Origin of the sequence: Kitasatospora sp. NPDC056076, from assembly GCF_042266305.1 — a bacterium.
In the GTDB taxonomy this organism is placed as follows: domain Bacteria; phylum Actinomycetota; class Actinomycetes; order Streptomycetales; family Streptomycetaceae; genus Kitasatospora.
Window position 1 is genome coordinate 160661 of record NZ_JBHJWG010000005.1, and the last position, 25319, is coordinate 185979.

Genomic DNA, 25319 nt, shown 5'->3' on the forward strand with positions numbered 1-25319 from the left:
TCGCCCCGCCCGGGCGGGGTGCCCCGGGTGACGGACCGGGGCACCCCGCCGGCGCGGGAGGCGGTGGAACGCGGCCGGGCTCAGCCCAGCTCGGCCGCCGACTCGACGACCACGCCGTACAGGTCCCCGACGGTGGCGAGCGCGCCCCGGTGGACCTGGGCGGCGGTGAGCTCCTCGGCGCCGGAGCCCAGCGGGCGGGTCGCGCAGGCGTCGGCGACCACGGTGGGGCGGTTGCCGCGCAGGAAGGCGCCGGCGGTGGTGAAGGCGACGCACATGTGGGTCATGAACCCGGCGACCACGACCTCCTGGTGGCCGGCCGCGTCGACCAGTTCGCCCAGCTCGGTGCCGACGAAGGCGTCCGGGGCCTGCTTGACCACCACCCGCTCGCCCTCGGCCGGGGCCACCGCCGGGTGGATCTGCCCGATCTCCTCGCGGATGTCGTACGGGGTGCCGGCGCCGCCGTCGTTGACGACGTGGACGACGGTGGCGCCCTCGGCCCGGGCCCGGGCGAGCAGGCCGGCGGCCGCGTCGAGGGCCTCCCGCCAGCCGGTCAGCTCCATCACCCCGCGGGTGTAGGTGTTCTGGTAGTCGACCAGGACGAGGGTGCTCGCGCCGAGCCGGGCGGGCTTGTCGTCGAGACCGGTGAGGGTGCGCAGGGTGGTGCTGGGCATGGCTGTGCCGCCTTCGGGCCTGGGGGGGTGTCGGGGCAGGTCACGCGGGGTGCGGCCTGCCCCAGGAACGCTACGGGTGGGCCCGGTGTGGCGGCAATGCCGTCTAACATGCAGAATCCGACATCGGCGTCGGCATCGACCGTCGGCGCCGACATCGACCGTCGGCACCGGCACCGGCACCGGAGTGAGAGAGGGAGGCCCCGTGGAGAGCGCGCAGCGGCTGGTCGTCATCGTCCTGTTCGAGGGCGTCGACCTGCTGGACGTCACCGGACCGCCCGAGGTGTTCGCGCTGCTCCGGCGGGAGACCGGGGACGCGGTCGGCTACCGGGTGGTGCTGGCCGCCGCCACCGCCGAGCCGGTCACCACCGCGGCCGGGGTGCGGATCCTGCCCGACCTGACCTTCGACCGGGCCGCCGCCGAGGGCGGCATCGACACCCTGCTGGTGCCCGGGTCGGTGGAGGTCGACGCGGCCGGGCGGGTCCGGGCGGTGGCCGACCCGGAGGTGGTCGGGCAGGTGCGCCGGCTCGCGGCCCGCTCACGCCGGGTCGCCTCGGTGTGCGTCGGCGCGCACCTGCTGGCCGCCGCCGGTCTGCTGGACGGCAAGCGGGCCACCACCCACTGGTCGACCGCGGGCCAACTCGCCGCCGAGTACCCGCAGATCGATGTCGACGCCGACCCGATCTTCATCCGCGCGGGCGAGGTCTGGACGGGCGCGGGCATCAGCGCCTGCCTGGACCTCTCGCTCGCCCTGGTCGCCGAGGACTTCGGCGAGGAACTCGCCCTGCGGGTCGCCCGCCAGCTGGTGATGTACCTCAAACGCCCCAGCGGCCAGAGCCAGTTCAGCGTCCCGCTGGAGCCGGTCTCCACCACCCGGCGGATCGAGGAGCTGCGCCACCACATCCTGCGCCACCTGACCGGCCGGCTCACCGTGCCCGAGCTGGCGGCCCACGCGCACCTCAGCGAACGGCAGTTGATCCGGATCTTCAAGACCGAGCTGGGCACCACCCCGAGCGCCTACATCGAGTCCGCCCGGGTCGAACTCGCCCGCCACCGGCTGGAGTCGGGCGACGACACCCTCGAGCGCATCGCCACCGCCTGCGGGTTCGGCACCACCGACACCCTGGTACGGGCCTTCCGCCGCCGACTGGACACCACGCCGACCGACTACCGCCAGCGCTTCCGCACGGCCGTCACGGCCCTGGCAGATGGGACGGGTACGACGGACGTCACGGCCCCACGGGCTGGCACAGCCGGACCGTGAACACCGTGCGGCCCGGCCGGCTGGCCGCCTCGACCGTGCCGCCGTGCGCCTGGACCACGGCCCGGACGATGGCCAGGCCCAGCCCGGTCGAGCCGGTGGCCCGGGAGCGGGCCCGGTCGCCCCGGACGAAGCGTTCGAAGACCCGTTCCAGCAGCTCCGCCGGGATCCCCGGCCCCTCGTCGGTGACGCTCAACTCGACGTGCTCGGCGCCGGGTTCGAGGCGCAGCTCGACCGCCGTGCCGGCCGGGGTGTGGGTGCGGGCGTTGGCCAGCAGATTGGCCACCACCTGGCTCAGCCGGTGCTCGTCCCCGTGCACCAGGACCGGCTCCTCGGGCAGCGCCAGGCGCCAGCGGTGGCCGGGCCCGGCCGCCCGGGCGTCGGCCACGGCGTTCAGCGCGATCCGGGTGAGGTCCACCTCGTCCCCGGCCAGCGGGCGGCCCGCGTCCAGCCGGGCGAGCAGCAGCAGGTCCTCGACGATCGTGCCCATCCGCAGCGCCTCGGCGTCGATCCGCTCCAGCGAGTGCCGCACCTCGCCGGGCACCTGGCCCGGGTGGCGCAGCGCCAGTTCGGCGTGGCCGCGGACGGCGGCCACCGGGGTGCGCAGTTCGTGGCTGGCGTCGGCGGCGAAGCCGCGCAGCCGTTCCTCCACGGCGTGCCGGCGGGCCAGCGCGTCGCCGACGTGGCCGAGCATCCGGTTGAGGGCGGCGCCGACCCGGCCGACCTCGGTACGCGGGTCGTCGTCGGGGACCCGCTCGGCGAGCAGCACCTCGCCGCTGGCGAGCGGCAGCGCGCTCACCCGCTCGGCCATGCCGACCACCCGGCGCAGCGGGCGCAGCGACCAGCCGACCCAGACCGCCCCGGCGGCGCCGGCCGCGGCGACGGCGATCGCGAAGACGGTCAGCTCCAGGGTCTCCAGCCGCGTCACGGTGTCCTCGGCCGGGCCCAGCGGCAGCCCGCACACCAGCACGTCGGCGTCCCGTCCGGCCACCGCGCGGACCCGGTAGTGGCCCAGCGTGCCGCCCAGGTCGAGGGTGCGGGCCGAGCCGCCGACCGGCAGGGCGGCCAGCGAGCGCTGCTGATCGGGCGTGAAGGTGACCCGGTCGTCCGCGTCGTCCGGGTTGTCGGCGTCGTCGGCGTCGCCGTCGACCACCCCGGCGGCGGTGACCTTGCCCCCGAGCAGTCGCACGCCCAGGGTGCCGGGGGTCTGGGCCCGGGTGTCCGGGCCGGCGCCGGTGCCGGTGTGCTCCAGGCTGGCGGCGTACCGGCCGCCGGCCTCGGCGAGCTGCTGGTCGAGGCGGTCGACCAGGAAGTGCCGCAGGGCGGCGGCGGTGGCGAAGCCGACGGCGGCGCAGGTGACCACCAGCAGCACCAGCAGTCCGGCGATCAGCCGGGCCCGCAGGGTGCGGGGCAGCAGCTTCCGCAGCGCCCTGGTGGCCCGGGCGGCGGCCCGTCTCACGGCGCGGCCTTGATCAGGTAGCCCGCGCCCCGGACGGTGTGGATCATCGGGCTGCGGCCCGCGTCCAGCTTCTTGCGCAGGTAGCTGATGTACAGCTCCACGATGTGCGCCTGCCCGCCGAAGTCGTACGACCAGACCGCGTCCAGGATCTGCGCCTTGCTGAGCACCTGCCGGGGGTGGCGCATCAGGTGGGCGAGCAGCGCGTACTCGGTCGGGCTGAGCTCGATGGTCTCGCCGTCCCTGGTGACCTCGCGGGCCCGGTCGTCCAGGACGAGGTCGCCCAGCACCAGGGCGTGCGCGGGCGGTCGGCGCGGCCCGTCCGTCGGCGCGGCCCGGCGCAGCAGCCCGCGCAGCCGGACCACCACCTCGGCCAGGCTGAACGGCTTGGTGACGTAGTCGTCACCGCCGGCCGCGATCCCCGCGATCCGCTCCTCGACGGCGTCCCGGGCGGTGAGGAAGAGCACCCGCACCTCGGGCTGCTCGGCGTGGATCCGGCGCAGCACCTCCAGGCCGTCGAGGTCGGGCAGCATGACGTCGAGCACCACGGCGTGCGGCCGCCAGTGCGCGGCCTCCCGGACGGCCTCCAGGCCGGTGGTCGCGCCGCGGGCCTGCCAGCCCTCGTAGCGGACGGCGCCGCAGACCACCTCGACCAGGTCCGGTTCGTCGTCGACGACCAGGACGCGCCAGTCCGGGCGGTCGGCGGTGTCGTCCATGCTGCTCCCTCGGCTCCCTCGGCTCGGCGGTGGACGGCGTCCGTCCTGGCGGCGTTCGTGCCGGCGCCGCTCATTCTGGCCCGCCGCGATGAGAAACCCGTGAGACCACCGGAACCGTTTCCGGGCCCCCGCACCTCCACTGACCTGGGCAAACGTGGCCGGTGGCAAGCGCCGGCCACGGGACGGACCGGCCGTCCGGCGGCTCGTCGGGCGCCGTGCACGAGCGCTTCCCGCGGGTCATCCTGGGAGGGGAGGGGTGCCGCCGCCTGACATCCACCCCGCTTAAGCGGCGAGGGGCCCGCACGAACCAACAGGTCGTGCGCAGAGTCCTGGAGGATCCCATGACGAATCTGCTCGACTGGCGCTCCTGCTACAAGTGCCAGACGCTCTTCTTCGACATGCTTCCGGAGAAGGGCGCATGCCCTGCCGGGGAGGGCCACAAGGCCTTCGGCTTCGCGTACAGCTTCCCCTCCGACGCCACCGAGACCCCGACGCAGCAGTCGAACTGGCGCCAGTGCGGAAACTGCTACGCACTGTTCTTCGACGGCTTTCCCACGAAGGGCACCTGTCCCACGGGTGGTGGCCACCGGGCGAGCGGCTACCTGTGCACCGTCCGGCACGACGGCTCGGCGGACGCGCCGACCCAGCAGACGAACTGGCGCTTCTGCGGCAACTGCTACGGCATGTTCTTCAACGGTTTCCCGGAGAAGGGGCGGTGCCCCGCGGGCGGCGGACACCAGGCGAGCGGCTGGGTGTTCGTCATCGACCACTGGCCGGACGAACCCCAGGACTTCATGGACTGGCAGGAGCTCACGGCCTTCGACCTCGTCAACAGCGCCCGCCGGCAGAACGGGGCCCCGGACGTGTCGATCGATCCCGGGCTCGTCGGTACGACACGCGCCCACAGCCAGGACCTCGCCGACCACCCCGGTCTGAAGGACCGGACGTGGAACGGATGGCCGGGCCACCTGGGGTCGGACGGCAGCACGCCGCCGGACCGCATCCTGCACGCCGTCGGGATCTCCGGCAGCGAGAACGTCTACATCGGCTGGTCCTCCGGCAGCGCTCCGCTGCCCGCGCCCCAGGACGCGTTCACCTGGTGGATGGGCGAGCCGATGCACCGGGCCAACCTGCTCGACCGCAACCACACCCGGGCCGGCCTGGGCATCTCCTACGGGCCCGGTACGGCCCCCGACGGGAGCCCGGCCACGTACTTCTACTTCACGCAGGACTTCGTCAACTGAGCGCGGTGCCCGCCTCGTCGCCCGCCCGGTCGTCCTGCGGGCGCGGCCCGGTGTAGGCGGCCCGGGCGCGCATCCGCAGGGGTTCCTCGCGGTACTCCTCCACCGCGTGGGCCAGCCAGCCAGGGGTGCGGGCCACGGCGAAGATCACCTCGCCGGCCTCCGCGGGCAGTCCGGTGGTCAGCGCCATGGCAGCCAGTGCCAGGTCGATGTTGGCCCGCTGGGCGGGCCGGCCGGCCGGGCCCGCGGCCGCCTCCACCGCGGCGACCGCCGCCACCACCTCCGCTCCGCCGTCGAGTCGGCGGACCGCGTCGAGCAGGGCGACCGCCCGGGGGTCGCCGTCCGGGTAGAGCCGGTGGCCGAGCCCCGGGATCGGCCGGCCGGTGCGCAGGTAGTCGGAGACCACGGGCACCGCGCCGTCGGCCAGGACCTCGGCGAGCATCCGGTGCGCCAGCGGGCTGGCGGCGCCGTGCAGGGGGCCGTCGGTGGCACCGAGTCCGGCGGAGACCACCGCGTACGGATGCGCCCGCGCCGAGGCGGCCACCCGCGCCGCCACGGTGGAGACCGCCAGCTCGTGGTCGATCAGCAGGACGAGGGCCCGGTCCAGGCAGGCCAGTTCCCCGGGGGCGGGGGCGGTGGGCGCCAGCCGGCTCCACAGCCGCGCGGCCAGCGGGGCGTCGGGCCCGGGGTCGGGCGCGGTGCGCGGCAGGGCCTCCACCATCCCGGCGATCAGGGCCGCCCCGGCGGCCCGGACGGTCTGTTCGCGCAGGTCGAAGCGGAGCGGGTCGAGCGCGGCGGCGACGGTGACCGAGATCCGGAGCCGGTCGGGCAGCCGGATCCCGTCGGGCAGCGCGGCGGCGGCCCGGGCCAGCGCCTTGGCGGTGGCCGGCGGCACCCGCAGCTCCACCGGGGCGTCGGTGTCCAGCCCCCAGAACCAGCCGATCACGGCCTCGAAGCCGTGTCCGGCGGCCAGGTCGACGGCGTCGCGGCCGCGGTAGTGGAGCCGGCCGTTCTCGATCAGGGTCAGCCCGGTCCGGACCTCGACCGGTTCGCTGCCCCACCCCGGTTCGGCGCCCGACGGCTCGCCCGCCGCCGGTCGCACCGGCGCGCGACGGCCGCGGGCGGCCAGCTCGGCGACCTCGCGGGCGTCGAAGGTGCTGCCCTTGCCTCCCGGGGCCCGCTCGCTGCTGAGCTGCCCGCGGCTGGCGTAGGCGTACACCGTCTCCACCTTCACGCCGAGCTGCTCGGCGACCTGCTGGGTGGTCAAGCGTTCGGCCATGGTCCGTCCTCGTCGTCCTGTGACGCCTCCGCGCCTTGATGATCCACAGTATTACACATTGATTTCAATCAACATTGACAACATGGATCAATGGTCGGAGAGTACAGAACGTCGCCGGAGCACCCGGCCGGGAAGATCCACGAGAAGGGCCACTGCCATGCCGAGCACCACCGAGATCGAGGTCCCCCGCGGCCTCAAGGGCGTCGTGGTCACCGAGACCGAACTCGGCGACGTCCGCGGCCTGGAGGGCTTCTACCGCTACCGCCAGTACTCGGCGATCGACCTCGCCGAACAGCGCACCCTGGAGGACGTCTGGCACCTGATGCTCCTCGGCGAACTGCCGGACGCACCCGCCCGCGCCGCCTTCCTCGCCCGCACCACCCCGCTGCGCCGCCTGCCGGACGCCCTGCGTCCGCTCCTGCCCGCCCTGGCGGCGAGCACAGCGCACGGCGGCCCGCTTGCCACCCTGGGCGCCGCGCTCTCGGTCGCCGCCGCCGACCGCGGCATCCGCCCCCTCTACGACACCGCGCCCGAACAGCGGATCGAGGACGCGCTGTTCGCCACCGCGCTGGTCCCCACCGTCCTGACCGCGCTGCACCGGCTGCAGCAGGGCCGGCAGCCGGTGGAACCGCGCGACGACCTCGGCTACGCCGCCAACTACCTCTACATGCTGACCGGCGAGGAGCCCGGGCCCGCCGAGGCCCGGGCGATCGAGCAGTACCTGATCTCCACGGTGGACCACGGCTTCAACGCCTCCACCTTCACCGCCCGGGTGATCGCCTCCACCGGGGCCGACCTCGTCGCCTGCCTGGTCGGCGGGCTCGGCGCGCTCTCCGGGCCCCTGCACGGCGGCGCGCCCAGCCGGGCCCTGGACACCCTGGACGCGATCGGCACCCCGGACCGGATCGACGGCTGGATCCGCGAGCACGTCCTGGCCGGCGACCGGATCATGGGCTTCGGCCACGCCGTCTACCGCACCGAGGACCCGCGGTCCCGGATGCTGCGCGGCGTCGCCGAATCCTTCGGCGGTGAACTCGTCGACCTCGCCGTCCAGGTGGAGACCCGGGTCGAGGCGATCCTGGCCGAACTCAAGCCGGGCCGCGAACTGCACACCAACGTCGAGTTCTACGCCGGCGTGGTGATGCACCTCTGCGGCCTGCCGAGGGAGATGTTCACCCCCACGTTCGCCGCGGCCCGGGCGATCGGCTGGAGCGCCAACATCCTGGAGCAGGCCGCCGACCCCAAGATCATCCGCCCGGCCGCCCGCTACACCGGCCCCACGGCTCCCCAGCCCCTGCCGACGGCCTGACCGCCCTGACCGCCCTGGCCGCCCGCCTGCTGAGGGCTCCGGGCTTCGGGCTCGGGGTGGATCGGAACAGATTCATCCGAACGAGTGAACGACACAGGTGCCCCATGCCCACCCCTCGCTAACGTGCCCGAGGATTCCCGGCAGACCATCGGAGGGGGTGGGTTCCATGGAAGCGGATCGGCGTTTGCTGGTCAGTGTGTTCGGACCGCAGGAGGCACGCGAGGCGGTGCTCGGCGGTGCCCGCATCATCGACAGCGAGGACCCGCGCAGCGCCCTCGGCACCATCAAGCCGCGGCGGATCATGGACATCGCCGACGCGGTGCTCGCCGCCCGCCGGGCACTGCCCGTCCAGCTGAGCACCAACATCGGCGAGGACCAACTGCTCTTCCGCCGGGCCGACAACGGCCTGGCCCTGGCCAAGTCGGCCTACGAGCAGGTCGGCAAGGCGGCGCAGGCCGCCCTCGGAGTGGCCCTCGCGATGGGCACCCGGGTGCACCCGTGCGGGATCGTCAAGGTCGGCCTGGACGGCATGACGGCGGATCAGGCCGGCGAGGTGCTGCGCGAGATCGTCGCCACCGTCCGCCGGGCCGACGGCCTGTCGGCGACCCGGGTGATGGCCGTGCTGTTCGCCCAGGACCTCGACCTGTGGGACACCCGGAAGACCCTCCCGCAGGTCCGCCGCGCCCTGGTCGGCCTGCGCGAGTACCAGCCCTGCGCCCCGGACGCCCCCGGCGCCTTCGACCTCGCCGACCACGCGGACGCCCTCGGGCTGCCCGGCCTCCCCGAGGAGGCTGCGCTCAAGGCCGCCGACGCCCTCCCGGACGCCGCCCGCGGCACCCACGTCGCGGCCACCGAGCCCTTCCCGCACGGCCGTTACGGCCTGACCCGGGCCCGCCGCACCGACCGCGCGGCGATCCGGTCGATGGTCGAGGCGAGCGCCGCGGCCGGTGCGGACGCGATCATGCTCGACACCAGCATCCTGCTCAAGGTCGCCCGGATCGGTCTGGTCTCCACTGCCGGCAGCACCGAACTGGTCGACCTCGACCGCCACGACACCGACGCCCACGGCCTCGCCCGGGCCGGCATCCTCGCCCTCGACGAGGTCCGCTACTTCGTCGACCTCTGCCACGCCCACGGCCTGGAGGCCAACCTGGCCGGCTCCCTCCAGAGCCACCAGGCCCAGCAGCTCTGGCGCCTCGTCCCCGGCCTCGACCAGCTCTCCGCCCGCGGCGGCGTCAGCGCCCTCGCCCGCGACCCCGAGGGCGGCACCGGCCGCGCCACCCGCCACGACCGCACCGTCCAGCGGTCCCTGGTCCGCGGACTCGTCCCACCCGAGCAGCACGGCCACCTCCTCGTACCGCCCCCGATGGCCGGCACCGAGGACCTCGCCACCCTCCTCAAGCGCCACCCCGACCTCCCCGCCTACCTCACCACCCCCCACGGCGACCTCACCCCCCTCGCTTGAGCTCGCCATCGTTCGACGACGGCTACGGGGTCCCGCACACCCACGGCTCCGCGAACCCCCTGCGGCGCTGGGCGGCGGCGTACGAGTTCCCCGTGGATCAGGCCTGCCGGTCGGAGGCGTACCGGGCGAGCGTGGTCTCCACCGCCTGCTCGACGGCGTAGCGGACGTCGGAGGCCGAGGGGTCCCAGTCGGTCAGCAGCATGCGGGGCCACAGGACGTAGTTGGCGATCATCCCGAGGAACTGGTTGGCGGCGCTCTCGGCGTCCGGGACGTCGGCGTTGCCGGCCTCGTGCTCCGACTCCAAGTAGCGCTGGACCGAGGTGAAGTAGGGCAGCTTGCCGAGCCGGAACTGCATCTGCCCCAGTTCGGGGAAGCGGGGCAGCTCGGCGATGACGATGCGGAACAGGGCCGTCATGTCGGGCCGGCTGATCAGGTCGGCGTAGCGGTGGCCGATGGAGGTCAGGCCGGAGCGCAGGTCTCCGGCCTGGGGGCGCGCGACGGTGTCCGCGGTGTCACGCTGCCAGGACTCGGTGACGATGGCCTCGAAGAGGGCTGCCTTGGTGGGGAACTGCTTGAACAGGGTGGACTTCGAGACGGCCGCCCCTTCGGCGATGCGGGCGAGGGAGGTTCCGTCGTAGCCGCCGCTCAGGAAGAGGTCCGTGGCTGCGGAGATGATCGCCGCACGCTTCTGCTGGGCGAGACGGCGGTGGTGTGCGGAGAGCTCTGCTGCCATGCGTGCAGTATGCCCCAGGCCCGAGGCGAGTCACTTGACTCGCCTCTTTCGGCGTGCTTACGCTGCCACAGAAAGGCGAGTCGTCCGACTCGCATCTGATGACGGTGCCCGACGCCGCTTCGGCGCCGTGCGATGAGGGAGCAGCTGATGACAGCCGACAGGATCGCTCTGGTGACCGGTGCGAACCGCGGCCTGGGCCGGAGTACGGCCCTCGCGCTGGCGGCGCGCGGGGTGCGGGTCGTGGTCACTCATCGCGGTGATGCGGCCGGGGCCGAGGAGACCGCGCGGCACGTGCACGCCGCGGGTGGGACTGCCGCTGTCGTACGTCTCGACATCAGCGACATCTCCTCCTTCGGAGCCCTCACTTCCGAGCTGAGCGCACTGCTCGAGCGCTGGGGGGCCTCGCGGCTCGACATCGTGGTCAACAACGCGGGGGTCGGCGTTTTCGGTCCGCTGGAAGCTGTCACGGCCGACGACTTCGACACGGTGTTCGGCACGAACGTGCGGGGCACGTTCTTCCTCATCCAGTCGCTCGTGCCGCTGCTGGCGCAGGGCGCCCAGGTCATCAACGTCTCGTCGTCGTTGACCCGCCGGACCAGTCCGGCGACCTCGGTCTACTCCGCCTCGAAGGCCGCCGTCGAAGCGCTGAGCCGCACCCTGGCCGCAGAGCTCGGCCCCCGAGGTATCCGGGTCAACTCCATCGCCCCGGGGCCGACCGCCACCGACTTCAACGGCGGTGCCATGCGGGATGACGCCGGAATGCGCCAGGGGCTGGCCGGACAGACCGCGCTCGGCCGCGTCGGCGAACCCGAGGAGATCGGCGACGCCATCGCCACACTGGCGTCGGAGGGCCTGAGCTGGATGACCGCCCAGCGCATCGAGGTCTCCGGCGGCTTCCTCCTCTGACCGATCGACTGACCGATCGACCGACCGGGCGGGCCCGTCCCGGGCCGCGCCGCGCCGCGCCGGATGGTGCCCACGTAAAGTGAGATCTTCGATGGAGTGGCAGGGGTGGAGACCGTGGAGATCACCGTCCAGTGGATACGGACGTCCTGGACGAAGCGGTCCCGGGGAGGAGAGGCCGCGGCTCGCAGGAACGCGGCCCCGGTCGGCTTCACCCTCCCGAACGCGCCGTCCTCGTTGGCGCACGTGGTCCGCATGCATGAGCGTGACGGCTTCGAACCCAGTGGCGGCCAGGAGGAACTGGGCAAGGTCGACGTCCAGCTTCGCGAGGCCGACGGACGGTTGCGGGTCCTTCCCCGAGTGCAGCCGCTGTTCGCCGTGCCGGCTCGGCCGCGGCGTCCCCCGGCTGTGCGTCTTGTCCCCGGACAGTGGGTCCGTTGGCAGCTCAACTACCGTTTCAGCAGTGCGGCGGGGACGCAGGACTGGTCGTACTGGCTGGATACCTTCAATGTCGCCTACGGTCCCGTGACCGCCGATGCCTTCTCGTCGGAGCCCACCGTGTTCATCGACGAGCGGGGACCACTCCGGTAGCGGCTTGGTGGTGTGACCGAGCACCGGGGTGTCCGGCCTCCGCTTCGGTGCTGCTGGGCTGTCCGAGGTCGACCAGGAGTCTGTCGATACGGTCGCCGGTGCAGCGGTGGCGTTCGACCGCGCGGTCCCAGCCGCGCTCGGCGGCGTCGCGGGCGAGGGCTTGCTCAACCTCGCGTCGCGCCCGCAGTCGTGGCGCGTACCCGGGCGTGGTGGCGAACGTCGCGCAGGTCAGGTAGAGGTCGCACGCGCAGGGGCCCTCCACGGGAAGCCTGAGACAGCGGCCGTGTTCGAGCTCGTCGACGCGTCCGGCAGGGTGCCGTTGCGAAGTTCGTCGCCGCGGCCGGTGCCGCCGCGTCCGCCGGGGTCCCGCGGCCGGTGATCATCCACGACCTTGATCCACTTTCGCAACAGGCCTTGGTGTCCTGAGTCTGGAATTTGCTTCAGATATCCGGCGAGGCGTTCGAGGATCTCGTCGGCGGTTCTGGTCCAGACATAGGGCTGCGGGTTGGTGTTCCAGGTAGCGGTCCAGTCGCGGATATCGGTAAGACGTCTCGCTCGGCCCCTGCCAGAGCTGATCCAACTCCCAGCCCTCAACGCCTATTAGGCCTACTCGTCCCGCGCCAACCGCGCCTACCTGTGCAAAACGCGGCATCAAGGCCGTCGTCCCGGAGATGCGGGACCAGACTGCTCGAGTTGAATACGCGAGCCCACCAGTACCGAGGCCGGTCTCACCCTCTGGGCCTGAGCCGACCCGGCCGTTTCCGGGCCGAGGGCGGCCCCGGTGGTGGGGGAGTGAGGGCGGGGTCAGGGGGCGGCGGTGCGGGGTTGGCGGGGGAGCGGGAGGGTGAGGGCCTCGGGGGAGGCGGGCGGGAGGGCCAAGGCGGAGGCGGTCTCGGCGGGGAGGGGGCGGAGGCCGAGGAGGCCGGTGGTGAGGCGGGTGGTGGCGCGGTGCCAGTCGGGGATGCGCTGGAGCATGGCGTGGCCGCTGCCGGTGACGGTGTAGCCGCAGACGCGGGCGCCGGCGGCGCGGCTGCGGGCGGCGAAGGCGTGGGTGTCGGCGGGCAGGGTGACGGTGTCGCGGTCGCCGTGCAGCAGCAGGACGTCGCGGTCGGCCAACTGCTCGCAGGGGTCGGCGGCCGGGCACCAGGGGGCGAGGGCGACCAGGCCGGTGACGGCCGGGTGCCCGCCGGCCCGCAGCGCGGCGCGGCCGCCCATGGAGTGGCCGACCAGGACGGTGGGCACCGGGCCGAGCGCGGCCGTCAGTTCGTCGAGTGCGGTGGACGTGTCCCGGGCGGCGTCGGCGCGGGCACCGTTCCAGCCCCGGTGGCGGTAGCGGACGGTGGCGATGGCGACGTCCTGGCCCGCGGTCTCCCGGGCCAGGACGCGCAGGAAGCCGTGCATCCGCAGCAGCGGGAGGTTGAACCGGCGGGGCCGGGCGAGGTTGTGCTCCTCACCGCCGTGCAGGACCAGGACGGCGGCCCGGGCCACCGGGGGCCGCACCTGCCAGCGCAGCGGCCGGTGCGCGGCCGCACCGGCACCCGGGCCCGCGCCCGTACCTTCGCCTGCAGTGGCACCCGGGCCCGCACCGCCACCGTTCACCTTCGCACCGTCCAGCACAGTCCAGCTCCGTCCCGCCCCGTCACCGTCGATCCGCAGTCCGTGGCCCCGCCCCCGTCGGCCCGGACCGCCACTGTACGCGTGCGGACGGCGGGACCGTTCACCCGACGGAACCATCCCGGACATTCCGGCGCGCGCGGTCGGGGTGGGGTGCTGCTATCCACGAAGGGTGGGGGGTCGCCTGCGCCGCTCGTGGCGCCGTGTCATCGAGTGGAGGACTCCGTGGCTCAGCAGCTCGCACTCTCCGTCGACTTCGGGTCGGGTTTCACCCAGGCCTGGGGCAAGATCGCCAAGGTCGTCCCGCAGTTCATCGCCTTCCTGGTGATCCTCGCCATCGGCTGGTTCGTGGCCAAGGCGATCGCCCGGATCCTGGACCGCGTGCTGCGCCGCGTCGGTTCCGAGAAGGTCGCCGAGCGGGCCGGGATGGCCCGGTACCTGAGCGGCTCCAAGTACGACATGACCGGCATCATCTGCAAGATCGTCTACTACGCGGTCCTGCTGATGGCGCTCCAGCTGGCCTTCGGCGTCTTCGGGCCGAACCCGATCAGCGTGATGATCCACAGCATCGTCGCCTGGCTGCCCAGGGGCATCGTCGCGGTCGCGATCGTGGTGGTGGCGATGGCCATCGCCAACGGCGTGCGCGACATCGTCGGCAACGCGCTGTCCGGCGCCTCGTACGGGCGCACCGTCTCCACCGTGGCCTGGGCGTTCATCGTGGCGCTCGGGGTGATCGCGGCGCTCGGCCAGGCCGGGATCGCGACCGCGATCACCGGGCCGGTGCTGATCGCGGCGCTGGCCACCGTGACCGGGGTGCTGGTGGTCGGGGTCGGCGGCGGTCTGATCATGCCGATGCGTCAGCGCTGGGAGCGGTGGCTGGACAGCGCCGAGCAGGAGACCGCCCGACTGCGCGGCACCGCCTACCAGGCCGGCCGCTCGGACGCGCTGGCCAACCAGCCGATCCGCCCGACCACCCAGACCGGCCCGGGCAACCCGCCGGCGCCGGGGATCGACCCGGGCGAGAATCGGTAGATCGGTCTACGGGTCTGGCTGGTCTGCCAGGTGCACCCGGTCGGCCCGGTACGCCCGGCGTATCGGGCCTACCTGGTCCACCTGGCCTGATGGGAGATCTCTAGACCGGTCTACATATCCATTGGGCTCCACACGAGATAGGTAGACCGGTCTACAGGCTCAGAGAAGCCTGTAGACCGGTCTACCTATTAGCCTCGCCACCAGTAGACCGGTCTGCATAGTTTTCCCGCGATGCCGCGATGCGCGATCGGTGGACCGGGTCCACCCCCCCGCCTCCTCGGATCAGGCCTCCAGCAGGCCCTGGTCACGCACGAGCCAGCAGATCGCCGTCAGCCTGGTCACGGCGTAGTCGTAGCCGACCGGCTCCCGCCAGCCGATCTCGGTGAGCGCGTCCAGGAAGCCGAGCGCGTAGTCCGACAGTTCCTCACGGTCCAGCGGCTGGGGCGCGAGCTCCGCGCCCTGTGCGTACAGCAGCTCGCGCAGCATCGCCGCGTGCTGGTCGACGGCCGCGACGAAACCGGGCTCGAAGGCGAACTCGGCCAGCCGGGGCGTGAAGGCGGCCACGATGCCGGGCAGCGGGCAGCCGGCCGGCTCGTCGGGGGAGCGCCGGAAGGACTCGTCGGGGGTCGCGAACATCCGTCCACGGTAGGCGAACCGCTGTGGTGGCGAGCCGGGCTGTGACGGTTCCGTGCTGAGACCTTGGCCACCTTCGGAACGTTCCGTGGCACGGCCGGTTCCCTGTGTTCCCGAACGGGTGGTCCGTACCAGAATGGCCCGCATGGACCTCCGCATCTTCACCGAGCCCCAGCAGGGCGCGAGCTACGACACCCTCCTCAAGGTCGCCCGCACGACCGAGGAGCTCGGTGTGTTCAGCGCCTTCTTCCGCTCCGACCACTACCTCAAGATGGGCGACGTGGACGGCCTGCCCGGCCCCACCGACGCCTGGATCACGCTGGCCGGACTGGCCCGCGACACCAGCACCATCCGCCTCGGCACCCTGATGACGGCCGCCACCTTCCGGCTGCCGGGCGTCACCGCGATCCAGGTCGCCCAGGTCGACGCGATGAGCGGTGGCCGGGTCGAGTTCGGCCTCGGCGCCGGCTGGTACGAGGCCGAGCACGCCGCGTACGGCATCCCGTTCCCGAAGGAGAAGTTCGGGCGGCTGGAGGAGCAGCTGGAGATCATCACCGGGCTGTGGCGGACCAAGCTCGGCGACACCTTCGACTTCGCCGGGGAGTACTACACCCTCACCGACTCGCCCGCGCTGCCCAAGCCCGTCCAGGAGCGCATCCCGGTGCTGGTCGGCGGTTCGGGGCCGAAGCGCACCCCGGCGCTGGCCGCCCGGTTCGCCGACGAGTTCAACCTGCCGTTCGCCTCGCTGGACGACACCGCCGCCCAGTTCGGCCGGGTCCGGGCCGCCGTCGAGCAAGCCGGACGCTCGGCCGACGACCTGGTGTACTCCAACGCCCTGGTGCTCTGCGTCGGCCGGGACGACGCCGAGGTGGCCCGTCGGGCCGCCGTGATCGGCCGCGACGTGGCCGAGCTCAAGGAGAACGGCCTGGCCGGCACCCCGGGCGAGGTGGTGGAGAAGCTCGGCCGGTACGCGGCGGTCGGCAGTGAGCGGGCCTACCTCCAGGTGCTCGACCTGAGTGACCTCGACCACCTGGAGCTGGTCGCCGCACAGGTGGCCCCGCAGCTCGGTTAGTGACCTGGCTCGGCGCCTCATGGATTGCCGTGCGTGCCGACTGCCGGGAAGCGGCCGCGGTCCAGGGCGTGAGCGCGGTGCCCTGGGCCGCAGCGACGTTGCCGCCGGTCCACTGACGGCCCGCCGGAGACCCCGGCGGGCCGTCGGAGCAGGTCCAGCGCCACGACTTCGTCCGTGTCGCCGATCCGGACGAAGTCGTGGGTCACCCGCGGATGTCGGTGGACTACCGGGAGACCGTCCGGCCGTCCTGGCTGCCGTTGTCGGTCGGGTACAGGTGCGCCCACGAGAGGGTGCACGAGAAGGTCCACCACGCGTTGTTGTACCCGGACTGGTACTTGTCGTTCCAGTTGAAGGAGTAGTAGTTGCCGCAGACGTCCTGGGCGGTGATGTAGAACTCCTCGTCGGTGTCACCGATGTTGACGTGCCAGCCGACGACGTTGTTGTTCGCGTAGACCTGGTACCACGAGCCGTGGCTGCTGCTGGCGCTGTCCGAGCCGCTGGAGGACGCGGACGCGGTGCCTGTCGCACCGAGCACCGTCGCGCCGGCGATGGTGAGCGCGACGAGGATCTTCTTCGCGTGCAAGGTTCTCTCCCTTGGTAGCTGGGGGTGGAGACGGAGCCCGTCGGCGTTTGCCCGCTCGCCCGGGTTCGGCCCGCCGGCGCTCATTCATCCGCACCGACGGCCCGTCCGAAAGCCCCGGCGCCGTACAGCGGACACCGGACGACAGACCCGGACGCCCGGGGGCTCCCCACGGTCGGCGCGGCGGCGCAGGCGAGGGCCCGGCCGGGGAGGCGATCACGAGTTTGCTCGTTCACACGCGCGCGACCACGTTCTTCCGGTACAACCTGACATGTCTGGACAGGCGTGGACGGGCAATGCCCGTCCCACCTGTCACCGGGGGCAGACGGGAGGGCGTGATGGGCCAGGAGGACGAGGTTGCCGACTTCCTCGACCGCTTGAGACAACTGCGGGCCCTCGCCGGCAATCCGTCGTTCCGGACGATGTCCAGGACGTCGGGAATCGTGTCGCACTCCGCCCTGCACGAAGCGCTAGCCGGCCGGCGGTTACCCACCTGGCCCGTGGTGCGCGAGTTCGTCAAGGCCTGCGGCGGCGACGAGGCGGAGTGGCGCCGGGCCTGGGCCGCAGCGGCGAACCCGGCGAGAGGGCCCGGCCGCCTCCCGCCCGACGCCGCCCACGAGGCGGACCACCCGGTCGAGCAGCCCGCCGGACCCGCCGAGGCGCTCGGCGCGACCGGCTCGCCCCGGCCCGCGCCCGTGCCGGGACGGAGGTGGTTCGGGCGGCGCGGTGGGGTGGCGTCCCACGGAGCCGCCCTGCTGGCGGGCATCGTCATAGGCGCCGTCACCGGCTACGTCGTCGGCAGCCCTGCCTCCGCCCAGCGGGAGGTGAGCGCAGCGCAGCAGTGCCAGGACGCGATCAGTGACGACGGCGTCCAGCAGCCGCTCGCGGCCCACGGTCAGCGGGCCCTGGACGCCGCCGACCCCGCACCGGCCGGCCAGTCACCGGGCACACCGGCCTGGGTCGGCCGCCCCGGCGCGGAGGCTCACATCCTGACCGGCACGAGCGCCACGGTCCCGATCACCCAGAACGTGGCCGCGGGCGACGCACTCATCGTGTCGATCATGCTGACGTCCACCTGCCCGGCCCCACTGACCGTCACGGACAGCCGCGGCAGCCGCTACCAGCTGGTCGCGGACGTGTTCGACACCCGCCACCACCGCGTGGCCATCCTCGCCGCGTTCGACGTGGCCGCCCTCTCGACCGCCGACCACCTGGCGGTCACCTACGTCACCGCCAGTAAGTACCACGTGGTCGTCGACGAATACCGCGACATCCACTCCGTGGCCGCTCGTGCGACCGGCCTCGGGGAGTCCGGGGGCACCAGTTTCGGCATCACCGGCCCCACCTGCCGGGCGGGCCAGCTCCTCGTCGGCGCCGTGGGTTCGAACAGCGGCACCGGCCCGCTGTTCGAGCCCGGCTGGGCCGACCTGCCGACGGTGAAGCTGTCGTCCTACTGGCTGACGACCGGCTACCAGCTCGTGCGGACGCCGGGCCCCTGCTCCCTCTCCGGAGCCACGACCGCCCAGTGGGGCGCGGTTCTGGCCGTGCTGCAGTAGGACCGCTCCGACCCGTAGCCCCCGCCCGGCTCGGCCCCCGCCCGGTGAACGCATGCCGTCAGAGCACTGGACAACGCGGCCGACCGGCCGCCCCACGCGTGCTCGTTCAGGCCGTTGCGGCGTAGAGCGCGGGGATTCGGCCTACGGAGGACCACTTGTGCTTGACCCGGTCGATCGGATCGTCGACGATCTCCTGCCCAACGCGCCGGCGTGGTCGGCGTCGCGCTCGGCTACGACGACCACCTGTACGTTCTCGAAGGCCGCAGCGCGAACATGGGCGCCAACGACGGGGGCCGCACGGCGTGCAGGCTCGCGCTGGAACTTCGGGCTACGAGCCTGCGCAGCCTCGCCGGGGTGTGAGATGCTCGCGCCAACATGGGTAACAGGATTGCGAATGGCCAGAGTTGCGGCCGAGGAGCCTAGGCATCGGAGGAGGTCGATGGAGCCGTTGGGGGAGGCGGACCAGCTCACGATCGGTTCGTACCGGCTGGTCGCGGAGTTGGGGCGAGGCGGCATGGGGCGGGTGCTGCTGGGTGTTGCGCCGGACGGGCGGTTGGTCGCGGTAAAGGTCGTCCGCTCACAGTTCGTGGAGGACGACGGATTCCGTACGCGCTTCCGCCGCGAAGTGGAAGCCTCCCGGCGGGTGTCCGGCGCGTACACGGCGGCCGTGATCGATGCGGATGCAGATGCGTCGCTGCCGTGGCTGGCGTCGGTCTTCGTCCCCGGCCCGTCCCTGGCCGATGTCGTCGAGACGACGGGCCCGTTGCCGACAGAGGCGGTCGTGCGCCTGGCTGCCGGACTGGCTGCCGCGCTCGGCGGGATTCATCGGGCTGGGCTCATCCACCGCGACCTCAAGCCGTCCAACGTTCTGCTCGCCGCCGACGGGCCCCGAGTCATCGACTTCGGGATCGCCCGGGCCACGGACAGCGAGGGCGGCACCGAGATCACCCACACGGGCTGGCTTGTCGGTTCCCCCGCTTTCATGTCCCCGGAGCAAGCCGAGGGGCGTGAACTCACCTCGTCCAGCGACGTGTTCTCGCTCGGCGCGGTGCTCGTTCAGGCATGTACCGGGCGCAGCCCGTTCGCCGGTACATCCGCGCCGCAGACGCTCTACAAGGTCGTCCATGCCGTACCCGACCTATCCGCAGTCCCGAAGGAACTGCGGGGGCTCGTCGCCCTGTGCCTGTCCAAGAATCAGGCGGTGCGGCCCACACCCGCAATGATCGCGAGTGCCCTTGGACCACTGGCTCCGTCCGTACGGCCGTGGCCCGCCGCCGTGCACGCCCTGATCGACGGACAGCACGACGCCATTGCACACATCCTCGAACTGCCGGAGGGCGAAGTACGGTTGGTGGCGTCCGACAGTGGGACTGTTGTCCTGACCGGGCGTGCGGCGAACGAGGAGCTGTCGACCATAACCGCGTTCCCTGCGCCGACGGGGCCGGAACGCCCCGTTCCGCCGCCCGCTGCGGAGGATTCCCCGGCGGATAAGGGAACAGGCGAGCCGGCGCCGCGTCGGCGCCCGAGCCGGCGAACGCTCCTGTTCGGCGTACTCGGCGCAGGTGCCGTCGCCGCGGCTGCGGTGCCGCTCGCACTGAGCCAGACCTCGGGCACCCCGACCGCGGGCAGTTCAGGGACGTTCCCGCCGCCGACAACCTTGCCGAGCACGTCACCGTCGGTTCCGGCGAGTCCGAGCCCGTCCTCCACTCTCTCGGCAACCCCGACGCCGCCCAACACCCCGTTGGATCCCACGTACAACGTTTCTTCCAAACAGCACACCAGGCTGACTGCCCTGGACTTCAGTCCGGACAACAAGCTCCTCGCGGTAGGCGATAGGGACAGCTTCGTGATGCTGTGGAACAGCCCCGGCCTGGACGTCGCGACCAACCTTGGCAGCACCGCCGTGCCGGGTGTCGACGACAACCTCACCTTCGCCGTGAAGTTCAGTCCGGATGGCTCGCTGCTCGCCGGCGTCGACGACTTCGCGACGATCACGCTATGGGACATGGCGTCCCGGAAGGTGGCGGGCACCCTCCAGGGCGACAAGAACCAGAAGAAGGCCGGGTACGCGAATCTCGCGTACAGCCCGGACGGCAAGACCCTGGCGTACAGCGCCAACAGCGTGATCACCCTGTGGGACGTCCAGAGTCGCTCCTTGGCCGCCACCCTCGTCAACAGCCCGGTAAAGCGGCCCATGGTGAGTAACGCCGACGGGGATGTGCTGCGCATGGCGTTCGCCCAGGACGGCCGCACCATCATCGCGTCGACCTTCCAAGATCTGCTGCGATTCTGGGATGTCCGCAGCGGCACGCTCACCGCAACGGTGGAAAATGCCGGGGACGGTGTGATCGGTCTCGCGGTCAGTCCGGACGGCAAGGTCCTCGCCACGGCCTCCCGGGGCGAGGTGAAGGTGTGGAACGTCGCCACCCGTGAGGTGATCGAGACGTTGCCCTTTCCCCCGAACCCGGTCTGCGCCCTGGCGTTTAGCCCGGACGGCGGCTCGCTGGCTGCTGCCGAGCAGGACGGGGGGATCCGGATCTGGTCCACGGCTACCTGGAACCCCGTCCGCGGGTTCGACCAGGCGAAGGCCCTCGACCCCAAACCCTTCATGCCGTGGCCCCTCGTTTTCAGCCCCGACAGCAGGTTCCTGGTCGGAATCTTCGACTACAACCTGGCCCTCTGGAAGGTCGGCTGAGCCAGCGAGGCTGAACCCAGGCAGATGCGGCGGTAGGGCAGTCGCAACGGACGTCGTGAGGAATTGAATCCAGCCGATCTTGCAAGAACCCGTCCAGCTACCTGCCGGAAACCGATGGTATGTTGGCGAACCATGAAGCTGACGGGGGTGCGGCTGATCGCCGTGGAGCTCGTGGGGGCCGTGGCCGTTGCTGGTGCGGTGGCCGGGATCGCTGCTTCGGGGGACACCCAGAGCAGGCCGAATCCGAACGCGAGCGCGTCATGGGCAGCGGACTTCGAGGCCAAGCAGCAACGCTCCATCGACGCCGGGAAGGGCGCACAGATCCGGATCGAGGGTCGAGGGTACGAGCGGTCCCAGGCCCTCTGCGCAGCCGAGTGGGCCAAGCTGGGGCCGCGGCGTCAGGCAGAGCTGGATGAGACCGCCTTCGCCGCAGGGTGCGAGTTCCAGCGGTAAGAGCAGGGCTGCGTGGGAGCCGTTCAAGGGCCGCCCGGCGCTGCGAGCGGGTCGGGCCGGTCGAAGGACGGATTCCCGGCGCGGGAGCCGGTCGCGGATCGGACGGGGAGCCGGTCCTGATCGGCGGGGACGCGGTCGACCCGGTGACCGGGACGATCGTGCGCACCTAACCGTGGGCCCCGGGCCGCCCGTCCGCCGTCACCTGCTACCTCACCGACGCCGAATGGCTGCTCGACGACCTCAAGGCGCAGCACGACATCCACAACCTGCCGATACACAAGGCCCGCTACTGGGTCCGCTCGGACGGCCAGGTCCTCCGGGCCCTCGACCTGATGATCGACTTCCTGCCGGTCATCCACCTCACCAACACCATCCCGGATTCCGGCGAGCACTGGGGGCAGCCGCTGATCGCCAAGGTCATGCAGGTCCTCGACGAGTTGTCCGCGACCGACCCCGACTCGGCCGCCGCCAGCGACACCACCGGCTCTCCGATCATCGGCCTGTCCGGCATCTGCCTGCCCACGGACCGGACAACGGGGCCACGCTGCCGCTCCAGGTGCGCGGCGGCACTTTCTGGTTGCTGGCCGAGGGCGGCTCCTCGCGGCCCTGGACATCGCGACCGGGAAATTGATCGGGAAGGTGTCCGCCCAGCACCGGGCCGTGGACGTCCGGGACTTCCTCGACGAGATCGACCGCCGGACCGATCCCGGTCTGGCGGTCCACGTGATCTGGGACAACCTCGCCGCCCACAAGGCCCCGGTGGTGCACCGCCGGCTGCTGGCACACCCCCGCTTCCGACCGCATTCCACCCCGACGTACTCGTCGTGGATCAACCAGGTCGAGTGGTGGTTCGCCGAACTGCAGCGGCGTTGCCTCGAACGCGGGGTGCACTGTTCGCTGGACGGCCTCCAGGCCAGTCTCGAAAGCCGGATCAAGGTCTGGAACGAGAACGCCGAGCCGTTCAAGTGGACCATGACCGCCGACCGGATCATCGATCGGATCTGCCGCTACAGCTCACGCATATCCGAACCCAGCTCACTGGCCGGGCCCTGTCGGGCAGGATCGGCCGGACGGGGCCTGGCCGCCGCAGGGCCTCCGCCGAGGCCTTCGCACCTGCCCTGACCACGGGTCTTTACTCGTTCTTGGTCATACGCCATGCTCGTGGCAGGGAACGCGAGTGGAAGCGGCGGGCGGAGGGTCGGTGACGGGGACACGAATACCGCGGGCGGCGGCGCCACGGGTGTCGCCGCCCCGTGCTGCCGAGGACCGTGGTGTCGAGGGCCGCGCTGCCGATTGCCGGACGGGCGCGGATCGGATCGTCCGCGCCGGTGTGCACGAGCTGCGCGGCTCCGGGCCGGCCGTGCTGCGGTATCCCGCCGGTGACCTGTTGGTCGTCACCGGGCTGCCCGGCAGTGGGAAGAGCACCCTGATGCGCCGCAGCGTCCGGGCCCCGCTGGTGGATTCCCAGCTGGTCCGCGAGGAGTACGCGTCCCGGCTGCCCGGCCGCCTCCCGTACGCGCTGTACCGTCCGCTGGCCCGGCTCGCGCACTACCGGCGGCTGCGCCGGGCGGTGCTGGACGGCGGGCCGCTGGCCGTGCACGACTGCGGCACGCTGCCCTTCGTCCGGTCCTGGCTGGTGCGGGCCGCCGCCCGGCAGGGGCGCCGGGTGCACCTGCTGCTGCTCGACGTGGACCCGCGGGAGGCCCGGGCAGGTCAGCAGCGGCGCGGCCGGTGGGTCTCGCGCTACGCCTTCGCCCGGCACCGGGGCGCGGCCGCCCGGCTGCGCGGGCTGCTGCTCGGGGCGGGGCGGCCGCCGGCCGGCTGTGCGTCGGCCGTGGTACTCGACCGGGGTGCCGCGCGCGCCCTGCGGGAGATCGACTTCTCGGCGTCGTAGTGTCGGGCGGGTCCGCGCCGGGCGCCGGTCGCCGGTGGACGGGCCCGAGGCGCGGCCGATGCCCCGTCATCTCCCCCCGCCCCCTCCCTGGTCATCTCCCCGTCAGGAGCGCTGATGCGCCGTACTGCCCGGGTGCGCTCGCGTGCCCCCCGCCTGTTCCCCTGCGCCGCCGCGCTGGTCGCCGCGGCCGGTCTGAGCCAGTTCGCCGCTCCGGCCCCGCACCGTACGGTGGCGGCTGTCTGCGACGGTACTGCCGCCGAGACCGCCGCCGATGCAGGTGTCGACCCCGCCGCCCGGAAGCCGGCGGGCAGTCAGGCGGGCCGGGACCCGAACGCCGTGAGCGCCGACCGGGCCCGGGCGATGCAGGCGGACCTGGAGCACCGGCTCGCCGCGCTCGGCCCCGCCCACGTCCCGCTGGCCGCGGAACCGACCACCATTCCGGTGTACGTCCACGTGATCCACTCCGGGGACGCCGGCCGGCTGGGCGAGGGTGCGGTGGCCGCCCAGATCGACCACCTCAACGCCTCCTACGGCGGCCAGGGCGAGGGCAACACCCCCACCGGATTCCAGTTCGCGCTGGCCGGCACCGACTCGACCGACAACGCCGGCTGGTACTCCGGCATGACCCCCGGCTCCGCCGCCGAGCGGTCGATGAAGAGTGCCCTGCGCAAGGGCGGCGCGGGCACCCTCAACCTCTACACCGCCCACCTCGGCCAGTCCCTGCTCGGCTGGTCGACCTTCCCCGACGTCTACCGCTCGAACCCGGTCGACGACGGCGTGGTGGTCCTGGACGACTCGCTGCCCGGCGGCCCCGCCACCCACTACAACGAGGGCAACACCGCCACCCACGAGACCGGCCACTGGCTCGGCCTCTTCCACACCTTCCAGGGCGGCTGCCTGCCCCCGGGCGACTACGTGGACGACACCCCGCCCGAGCGCAGCGCCGCCTACGGCTGCCCCGAGGGCCGGCACACCTGCCCGGGCGGCGGGCTCGACCCGATCCACAACTTCATGGACTACAGCTACGACTCCTGCATGACCCAGTTCACCCCGGGGCAGGTCCAGCGGATGTCCAACTCATGGGCTGCCTACCGCAGTTGAACAGGAGTGGAGCGGCCGAGGTCGATCGGGCTCGGCCGCGGGCCGGAGCGGGAGGCCGGTCAGCAGCAGACGTGGAGGTAGAGGAGCGTCCGGCCGTCGGCGGCACGGAACTCGTACGCGTGGTGGTCCTCGGCGAGCGCCTCGAGCCAGGCGGCCGGACGCTCCTCGGGGGTCAGCAGCACCGGGACCAGTGCCTCCGGGAAGTCCTCGTGCCAGCCGTCCCAGCCGCCCAGCGTCATCTCGTCGGCGCCGGCCGCCAGCCGCTTGGCCAGCCGCCGGTCCAGCGGGCCGCGGGCCAGCCGCCAGTAGCAGCCCAGGGCGTCCTGGAAGCCGCCGGCCGCCACGGGGGTCAGGCGGTACGGTCCGGCGCTTCCGTCGGCGGGCGGCAGGGTGGCGGCGACCTCGGCGATGACCTCGGCGAAGCCGCCGGCGCGGCGGCGCGGTTTGCTCGGCATGGGGGCATTCTCGCGGGCGGCGCCGGTCGGCTGCACCCGAATTGAATGCGGAACGCCGGGTGCGGCGTGGCAACTACCGGGTGCATGCCCGATTTGATCTATGTTCGGACGATTGGTGCCGAGCAGGAGTGACCGAAGGAGCAACCGCATGAGTGCCCACACCCGGATCGTCGTCGGCGTCGACGGCTCGCCCGCCTCGGAGCAGGCGCTGCGCTGGGCGGTCGACTACGCCAAGGCCGTCGGCGGGACGGTCGACGCCGTCACCGCCTGGGAGTACCCCGCCTTCTACGGCTGGGGCGGGACGGCCGTCCCCACCGGGGAGTCCCTCAACCCCGAGGAGCTGGCCGGCCAGACCCTGGCCGAGAGCGTCGCCAAGGCCGTCGGCACGGACCCGGGGGTGCCGATCGCCGAGAGCGTGCTGCCCGGCAACGCGGCCGGCACCCTGCTGCAGGCCGCCAAGGGCGCCGCGCTGCTGGTCGTCGGCAGCCGCGGACTCGGCGGCTTCTCCGGCGTGCTGCTCGGCTCGGTCAGCCGCCACGTCACCGAGCACGCGCCCTGCCCCGTGGTCGTGGTGCGGGAAGGCCAGGTCGAGGCCCCGTAGCCGAAGCGCGT

Annotated in this window: 25 protein-coding genes and 1 pseudogene; 16 read left to right on the forward strand and 10 right to left on the reverse strand. The window is 72.7% G+C overall.

Features of this window, described 5'->3' with window-relative positions; translation table 11 throughout:
- Positions 1–80: 80 nt before the first annotated feature.
- Positions 81–671, reverse strand: a complete 591-nt coding sequence (locus tag ACFC1T_RS06405) for an isochorismatase family protein (protein WP_375884294.1) — start codon at positions 669–671, stop codon at positions 81–83.
- Positions 672–873: 202 nt separating this feature from the next.
- Between ACFC1T_RS06405 and ACFC1T_RS06410 the strand changes: the two genes are divergently transcribed.
- On the forward strand, positions 874–1932 hold the full coding sequence (locus tag ACFC1T_RS06410) for a GlxA family transcriptional regulator (protein WP_375884297.1): 1059 nt from the start codon (positions 874–876) through the stop codon (positions 1930–1932).
- Here the strand turns inward: ACFC1T_RS06410 and ACFC1T_RS06415 are convergent.
- Together ACFC1T_RS06415 and ACFC1T_RS06420 are read right to left on the reverse strand one after the other, a co-directional pair.
- Entirely contained in the window at positions 1898–3388 is a 1491-nt protein-coding gene (locus tag ACFC1T_RS06415; protein ID WP_375884299.1) for a sensor histidine kinase, read from the reverse strand. The genes ACFC1T_RS06410 and ACFC1T_RS06415 overlap by 35 nt on opposite strands.
- The gene (locus ACFC1T_RS06420; RefSeq protein WP_375884301.1) at positions 3385–4101 is read right to left on the reverse strand and encodes a response regulator transcription factor; all 717 of its coding nucleotides are present in this window, start codon (positions 4099–4101) and stop codon (positions 3385–3387) included. The genes ACFC1T_RS06415 and ACFC1T_RS06420 overlap by 4 nt, the downstream gene beginning before the upstream one ends.
- Before the next feature lie 341 nt (positions 4102–4442).
- Between ACFC1T_RS06420 and ACFC1T_RS06425 the strand changes: the two genes are divergently transcribed.
- Positions 4443–5345 (forward strand): CAP domain-containing protein, encoded by a 903-nt coding sequence (locus tag ACFC1T_RS06425; RefSeq protein ID WP_375884302.1) that lies wholly within the window; start codon positions 4443–4445, stop codon positions 5343–5345.
- Here ACFC1T_RS06425 and ACFC1T_RS06430 read toward each other — a convergent pair.
- Positions 5338–6621 (reverse strand): citrate synthase, encoded by a 1284-nt coding sequence (locus ACFC1T_RS06430; protein WP_375884303.1) that lies wholly within the window; start codon positions 6619–6621, stop codon positions 5338–5340. The two genes, ACFC1T_RS06425 and ACFC1T_RS06430, sit on opposite strands and share 8 nt — an antisense overlap.
- Positions 6622–6778: 157 nt before the next feature.
- Here ACFC1T_RS06430 and ACFC1T_RS06435 point away from each other — a divergent pair, with 157 nt between their 5' ends.
- Positions 6779–7930 (forward strand): citrate/2-methylcitrate synthase, encoded by a 1152-nt coding sequence (locus tag ACFC1T_RS06435; protein ID WP_375884304.1) that lies wholly within the window; start codon positions 6779–6781, stop codon positions 7928–7930.
- A 196-nt stretch (positions 7931–8126) separates the two neighbouring features.
- Positions 8127–9395 (forward strand): (5-formylfuran-3-yl)methyl phosphate synthase, encoded by a 1269-nt coding sequence (locus tag ACFC1T_RS06440; RefSeq protein WP_375884306.1) that lies wholly within the window; start codon positions 8127–8129, stop codon positions 9393–9395.
- A 97-nt stretch (positions 9396–9492) separates the two neighbouring features.
- Here ACFC1T_RS06440 and ACFC1T_RS06445 read toward each other — a convergent pair whose 3' ends face one another.
- Entirely contained in the window at positions 9493–10128 is a 636-nt protein-coding gene (locus tag ACFC1T_RS06445) for a TetR/AcrR family transcriptional regulator (RefSeq protein ID WP_375884307.1), read from the reverse strand.
- A 147-nt stretch (positions 10129–10275) separates the two neighbouring features.
- Between ACFC1T_RS06445 and ACFC1T_RS06450 the strand changes: the two genes are divergently transcribed.
- Both ACFC1T_RS06450 and ACFC1T_RS06455 read left to right on the forward strand, forming a co-directional pair.
- Complete coding sequence (locus ACFC1T_RS06450) at positions 10276–11034, forward strand: SDR family NAD(P)-dependent oxidoreductase (protein WP_375884310.1); 759 nt, start codon at positions 10276–10278, stop codon at positions 11032–11034.
- Between the two features lie 114 nt (positions 11035–11148).
- Entirely contained in the window at positions 11149–11622 is a 474-nt protein-coding gene (locus ACFC1T_RS06455; RefSeq protein WP_375884313.1) for a hypothetical protein, read from the forward strand.
- A 417-nt stretch (positions 11623–12039) separates the two neighbouring features.
- Here ACFC1T_RS06455 and ACFC1T_RS06460 read toward each other — a convergent pair.
- Together ACFC1T_RS06460 and ACFC1T_RS06465 are read right to left on the reverse strand one after the other, a co-directional pair.
- A pseudogene (locus ACFC1T_RS06460) lies at positions 12040–12162 on the reverse strand (IS630 family transposase); the annotation flags it as partial.
- A 264-nt stretch (positions 12163–12426) separates the two neighbouring features.
- Positions 12427–13110: an alpha/beta hydrolase gene (locus tag ACFC1T_RS06465; RefSeq protein ID WP_375884315.1), complete on the reverse strand. Its 684-nt coding sequence runs from the start codon at positions 13108–13110 to the stop codon at positions 12427–12429.
- A gap of 351 nt (positions 13111–13461) precedes the next feature.
- Here ACFC1T_RS06465 and ACFC1T_RS06470 point away from each other — a divergent pair, with 351 nt between their 5' ends.
- Positions 13462–14268: a hypothetical protein gene (locus tag ACFC1T_RS06470; RefSeq protein ID WP_375884318.1), complete on the forward strand. Its 807-nt coding sequence runs from the start codon at positions 13462–13464 to the stop codon at positions 14266–14268.
- A 282-nt stretch (positions 14269–14550) separates the two neighbouring features.
- Here the strand turns inward: ACFC1T_RS06470 and ACFC1T_RS06475 are convergent, their stop codons facing one another.
- Positions 14551–14904 carry a DUF6401 family natural product biosynthesis protein gene (locus tag ACFC1T_RS06475; RefSeq protein WP_375884320.1) on the reverse strand — a complete coding sequence of 118 codons (354 nt, stop codon included), beginning with the start codon at positions 14902–14904 and terminating at the stop codon, positions 14551–14553.
- A gap of 142 nt (positions 14905–15046) precedes the next feature.
- Between ACFC1T_RS06475 and ACFC1T_RS06480 the strand changes: the two genes are divergently transcribed.
- On the forward strand, positions 15047–15973 hold the full coding sequence (locus tag ACFC1T_RS06480; RefSeq protein ID WP_375884322.1) for an LLM class F420-dependent oxidoreductase: 927 nt from the start codon (positions 15047–15049) through the stop codon (positions 15971–15973).
- Positions 15974–16196: 223 nt separating this feature from the next.
- Here the strand turns inward: ACFC1T_RS06480 and ACFC1T_RS06485 are convergent, their stop codons facing one another.
- On the reverse strand, positions 16197–16556 hold the full coding sequence (locus tag ACFC1T_RS06485) for a hypothetical protein (RefSeq protein WP_375884324.1): 360 nt from the start codon (positions 16554–16556) through the stop codon (positions 16197–16199).
- Between the two features lie 335 nt (positions 16557–16891).
- Here ACFC1T_RS06485 and ACFC1T_RS06490 point away from each other — a divergent pair, with 335 nt between their 5' ends.
- The 7 genes from ACFC1T_RS06490 (at position 16892) to ACFC1T_RS06520 (ending at position 24252) form a co-directional block, all read left to right on the forward strand.
- Positions 16892–18109, forward strand: coding sequence for a helix-turn-helix domain-containing protein (locus ACFC1T_RS06490; RefSeq protein WP_375884469.1), 1218 nt, complete (start codon positions 16892–16894; stop codon positions 18107–18109).
- A 210-nt stretch (positions 18110–18319) separates the two neighbouring features.
- Positions 18320–18469 (forward strand): hypothetical protein, encoded by a 150-nt coding sequence (locus ACFC1T_RS06495; protein ID WP_375884327.1) that lies wholly within the window; start codon positions 18320–18322, stop codon positions 18467–18469.
- A gap of 79 nt (positions 18470–18548) precedes the next feature.
- Positions 18549–20804 carry a WD40 repeat domain-containing serine/threonine protein kinase gene (locus ACFC1T_RS06500; protein WP_375884328.1) on the forward strand — a complete coding sequence of 752 codons (2256 nt, stop codon included), beginning with the start codon at positions 18549–18551 and terminating at the stop codon, positions 20802–20804.
- 132 nt (positions 20805–20936) lie between these two features.
- Positions 20937–21257 carry a hypothetical protein gene (locus ACFC1T_RS06505; protein ID WP_375884330.1) on the forward strand — a complete coding sequence of 107 codons (321 nt, stop codon included), beginning with the start codon at positions 20937–20939 and terminating at the stop codon, positions 21255–21257.
- Positions 21258–21830: 573 nt separating this feature from the next.
- Positions 21831–22379, forward strand: a complete 549-nt coding sequence (locus ACFC1T_RS06510) for a transposase (protein ID WP_375884472.1) — start codon at positions 21831–21833, stop codon at positions 22377–22379.
- 208 nt (positions 22380–22587) lie between these two features.
- Positions 22588–23151 carry an AAA family ATPase gene (locus ACFC1T_RS06515; protein ID WP_375884333.1) on the forward strand — a complete coding sequence of 188 codons (564 nt, stop codon included), beginning with the start codon at positions 22588–22590 and terminating at the stop codon, positions 23149–23151.
- 114 nt (positions 23152–23265) lie between these two features.
- A complete protein-coding gene (locus ACFC1T_RS06520) occupies positions 23266–24252 on the forward strand; it encodes a zinc metalloprotease (protein ID WP_375884335.1) in 987 nt (328 codons plus the stop codon).
- A gap of 59 nt (positions 24253–24311) precedes the next feature.
- Here ACFC1T_RS06520 and ACFC1T_RS06525 read toward each other — a convergent pair whose 3' ends face one another.
- Positions 24312–24707, reverse strand: coding sequence for a hypothetical protein (locus ACFC1T_RS06525; RefSeq protein ID WP_375884337.1), 396 nt, complete (start codon positions 24705–24707; stop codon positions 24312–24314).
- 148 nt (positions 24708–24855) lie between these two features.
- Between ACFC1T_RS06525 and ACFC1T_RS06530 the strand changes: the two genes are divergently transcribed.
- A complete protein-coding gene (locus ACFC1T_RS06530) occupies positions 24856–25308 on the forward strand; it encodes a universal stress protein (protein WP_375884340.1) in 453 nt (150 codons plus the stop codon).
- Positions 25309–25319: the final 11 nt, after the last annotated feature.

Coding starts and splice junctions, on each gene's coding strand:
- ACFC1T_RS06405 (WP_375884294.1), bottom strand. CDS start 671: ATGCCCAGCACCACCCTGCGCACCCTCACCGGTCTCGACGACAAGCCC.
- ACFC1T_RS06420 (WP_375884301.1), bottom strand. CDS start 4,101: ATGGACGACACCGCCGACCGCCCGGACTGGCGCGTCCTGGTCGTCGAC.
- ACFC1T_RS06425 (WP_375884302.1), top strand. CDS start 4,443: ATGACGAATCTGCTCGACTGGCGCTCCTGCTACAAGTGCCAGACGCTC.
- ACFC1T_RS06430 (WP_375884303.1), bottom strand. CDS start 6,621: ATGGCCGAACGCTTGACCACCCAGCAGGTCGCCGAGCAGCTCGGCGTG.
- ACFC1T_RS06435 (WP_375884304.1), top strand. CDS start 6,779: ATGCCGAGCACCACCGAGATCGAGGTCCCCCGCGGCCTCAAGGGCGTC.
- ACFC1T_RS06445 (WP_375884307.1), bottom strand. CDS start 10,128: ATGGCAGCAGAGCTCTCCGCACACCACCGCCGTCTCGCCCAGCAGAAG.
- ACFC1T_RS06450 (WP_375884310.1), top strand. CDS start 10,276: ATGACAGCCGACAGGATCGCTCTGGTGACCGGTGCGAACCGCGGCCTG.
- ACFC1T_RS06475 (WP_375884320.1), bottom strand. CDS start 14,904: ATGTTCGCGACCCCCGACGAGTCCTTCCGGCGCTCCCCCGACGAGCCG.
- ACFC1T_RS06480 (WP_375884322.1), top strand. CDS start 15,047: ATGGACCTCCGCATCTTCACCGAGCCCCAGCAGGGCGCGAGCTACGAC.
- ACFC1T_RS06490 (WP_375884469.1), top strand. CDS start 16,892: ATGGGCCAGGAGGACGAGGTTGCCGACTTCCTCGACCGCTTGAGACAA.
- ACFC1T_RS06500 (WP_375884328.1), top strand. CDS start 18,549: ATGGAGCCGTTGGGGGAGGCGGACCAGCTCACGATCGGTTCGTACCGG.
- ACFC1T_RS06505 (WP_375884330.1), top strand. CDS start 20,937: ATGAAGCTGACGGGGGTGCGGCTGATCGCCGTGGAGCTCGTGGGGGCC.
- ACFC1T_RS06520 (WP_375884335.1), top strand. CDS start 23,266: ATGCGCCGTACTGCCCGGGTGCGCTCGCGTGCCCCCCGCCTGTTCCCC.
- ACFC1T_RS06525 (WP_375884337.1), bottom strand. CDS start 24,707: ATGCCGAGCAAACCGCGCCGCCGCGCCGGCGGCTTCGCCGAGGTCATC.
- ACFC1T_RS06530 (WP_375884340.1), top strand. CDS start 24,856: ATGAGTGCCCACACCCGGATCGTCGTCGGCGTCGACGGCTCGCCCGCC.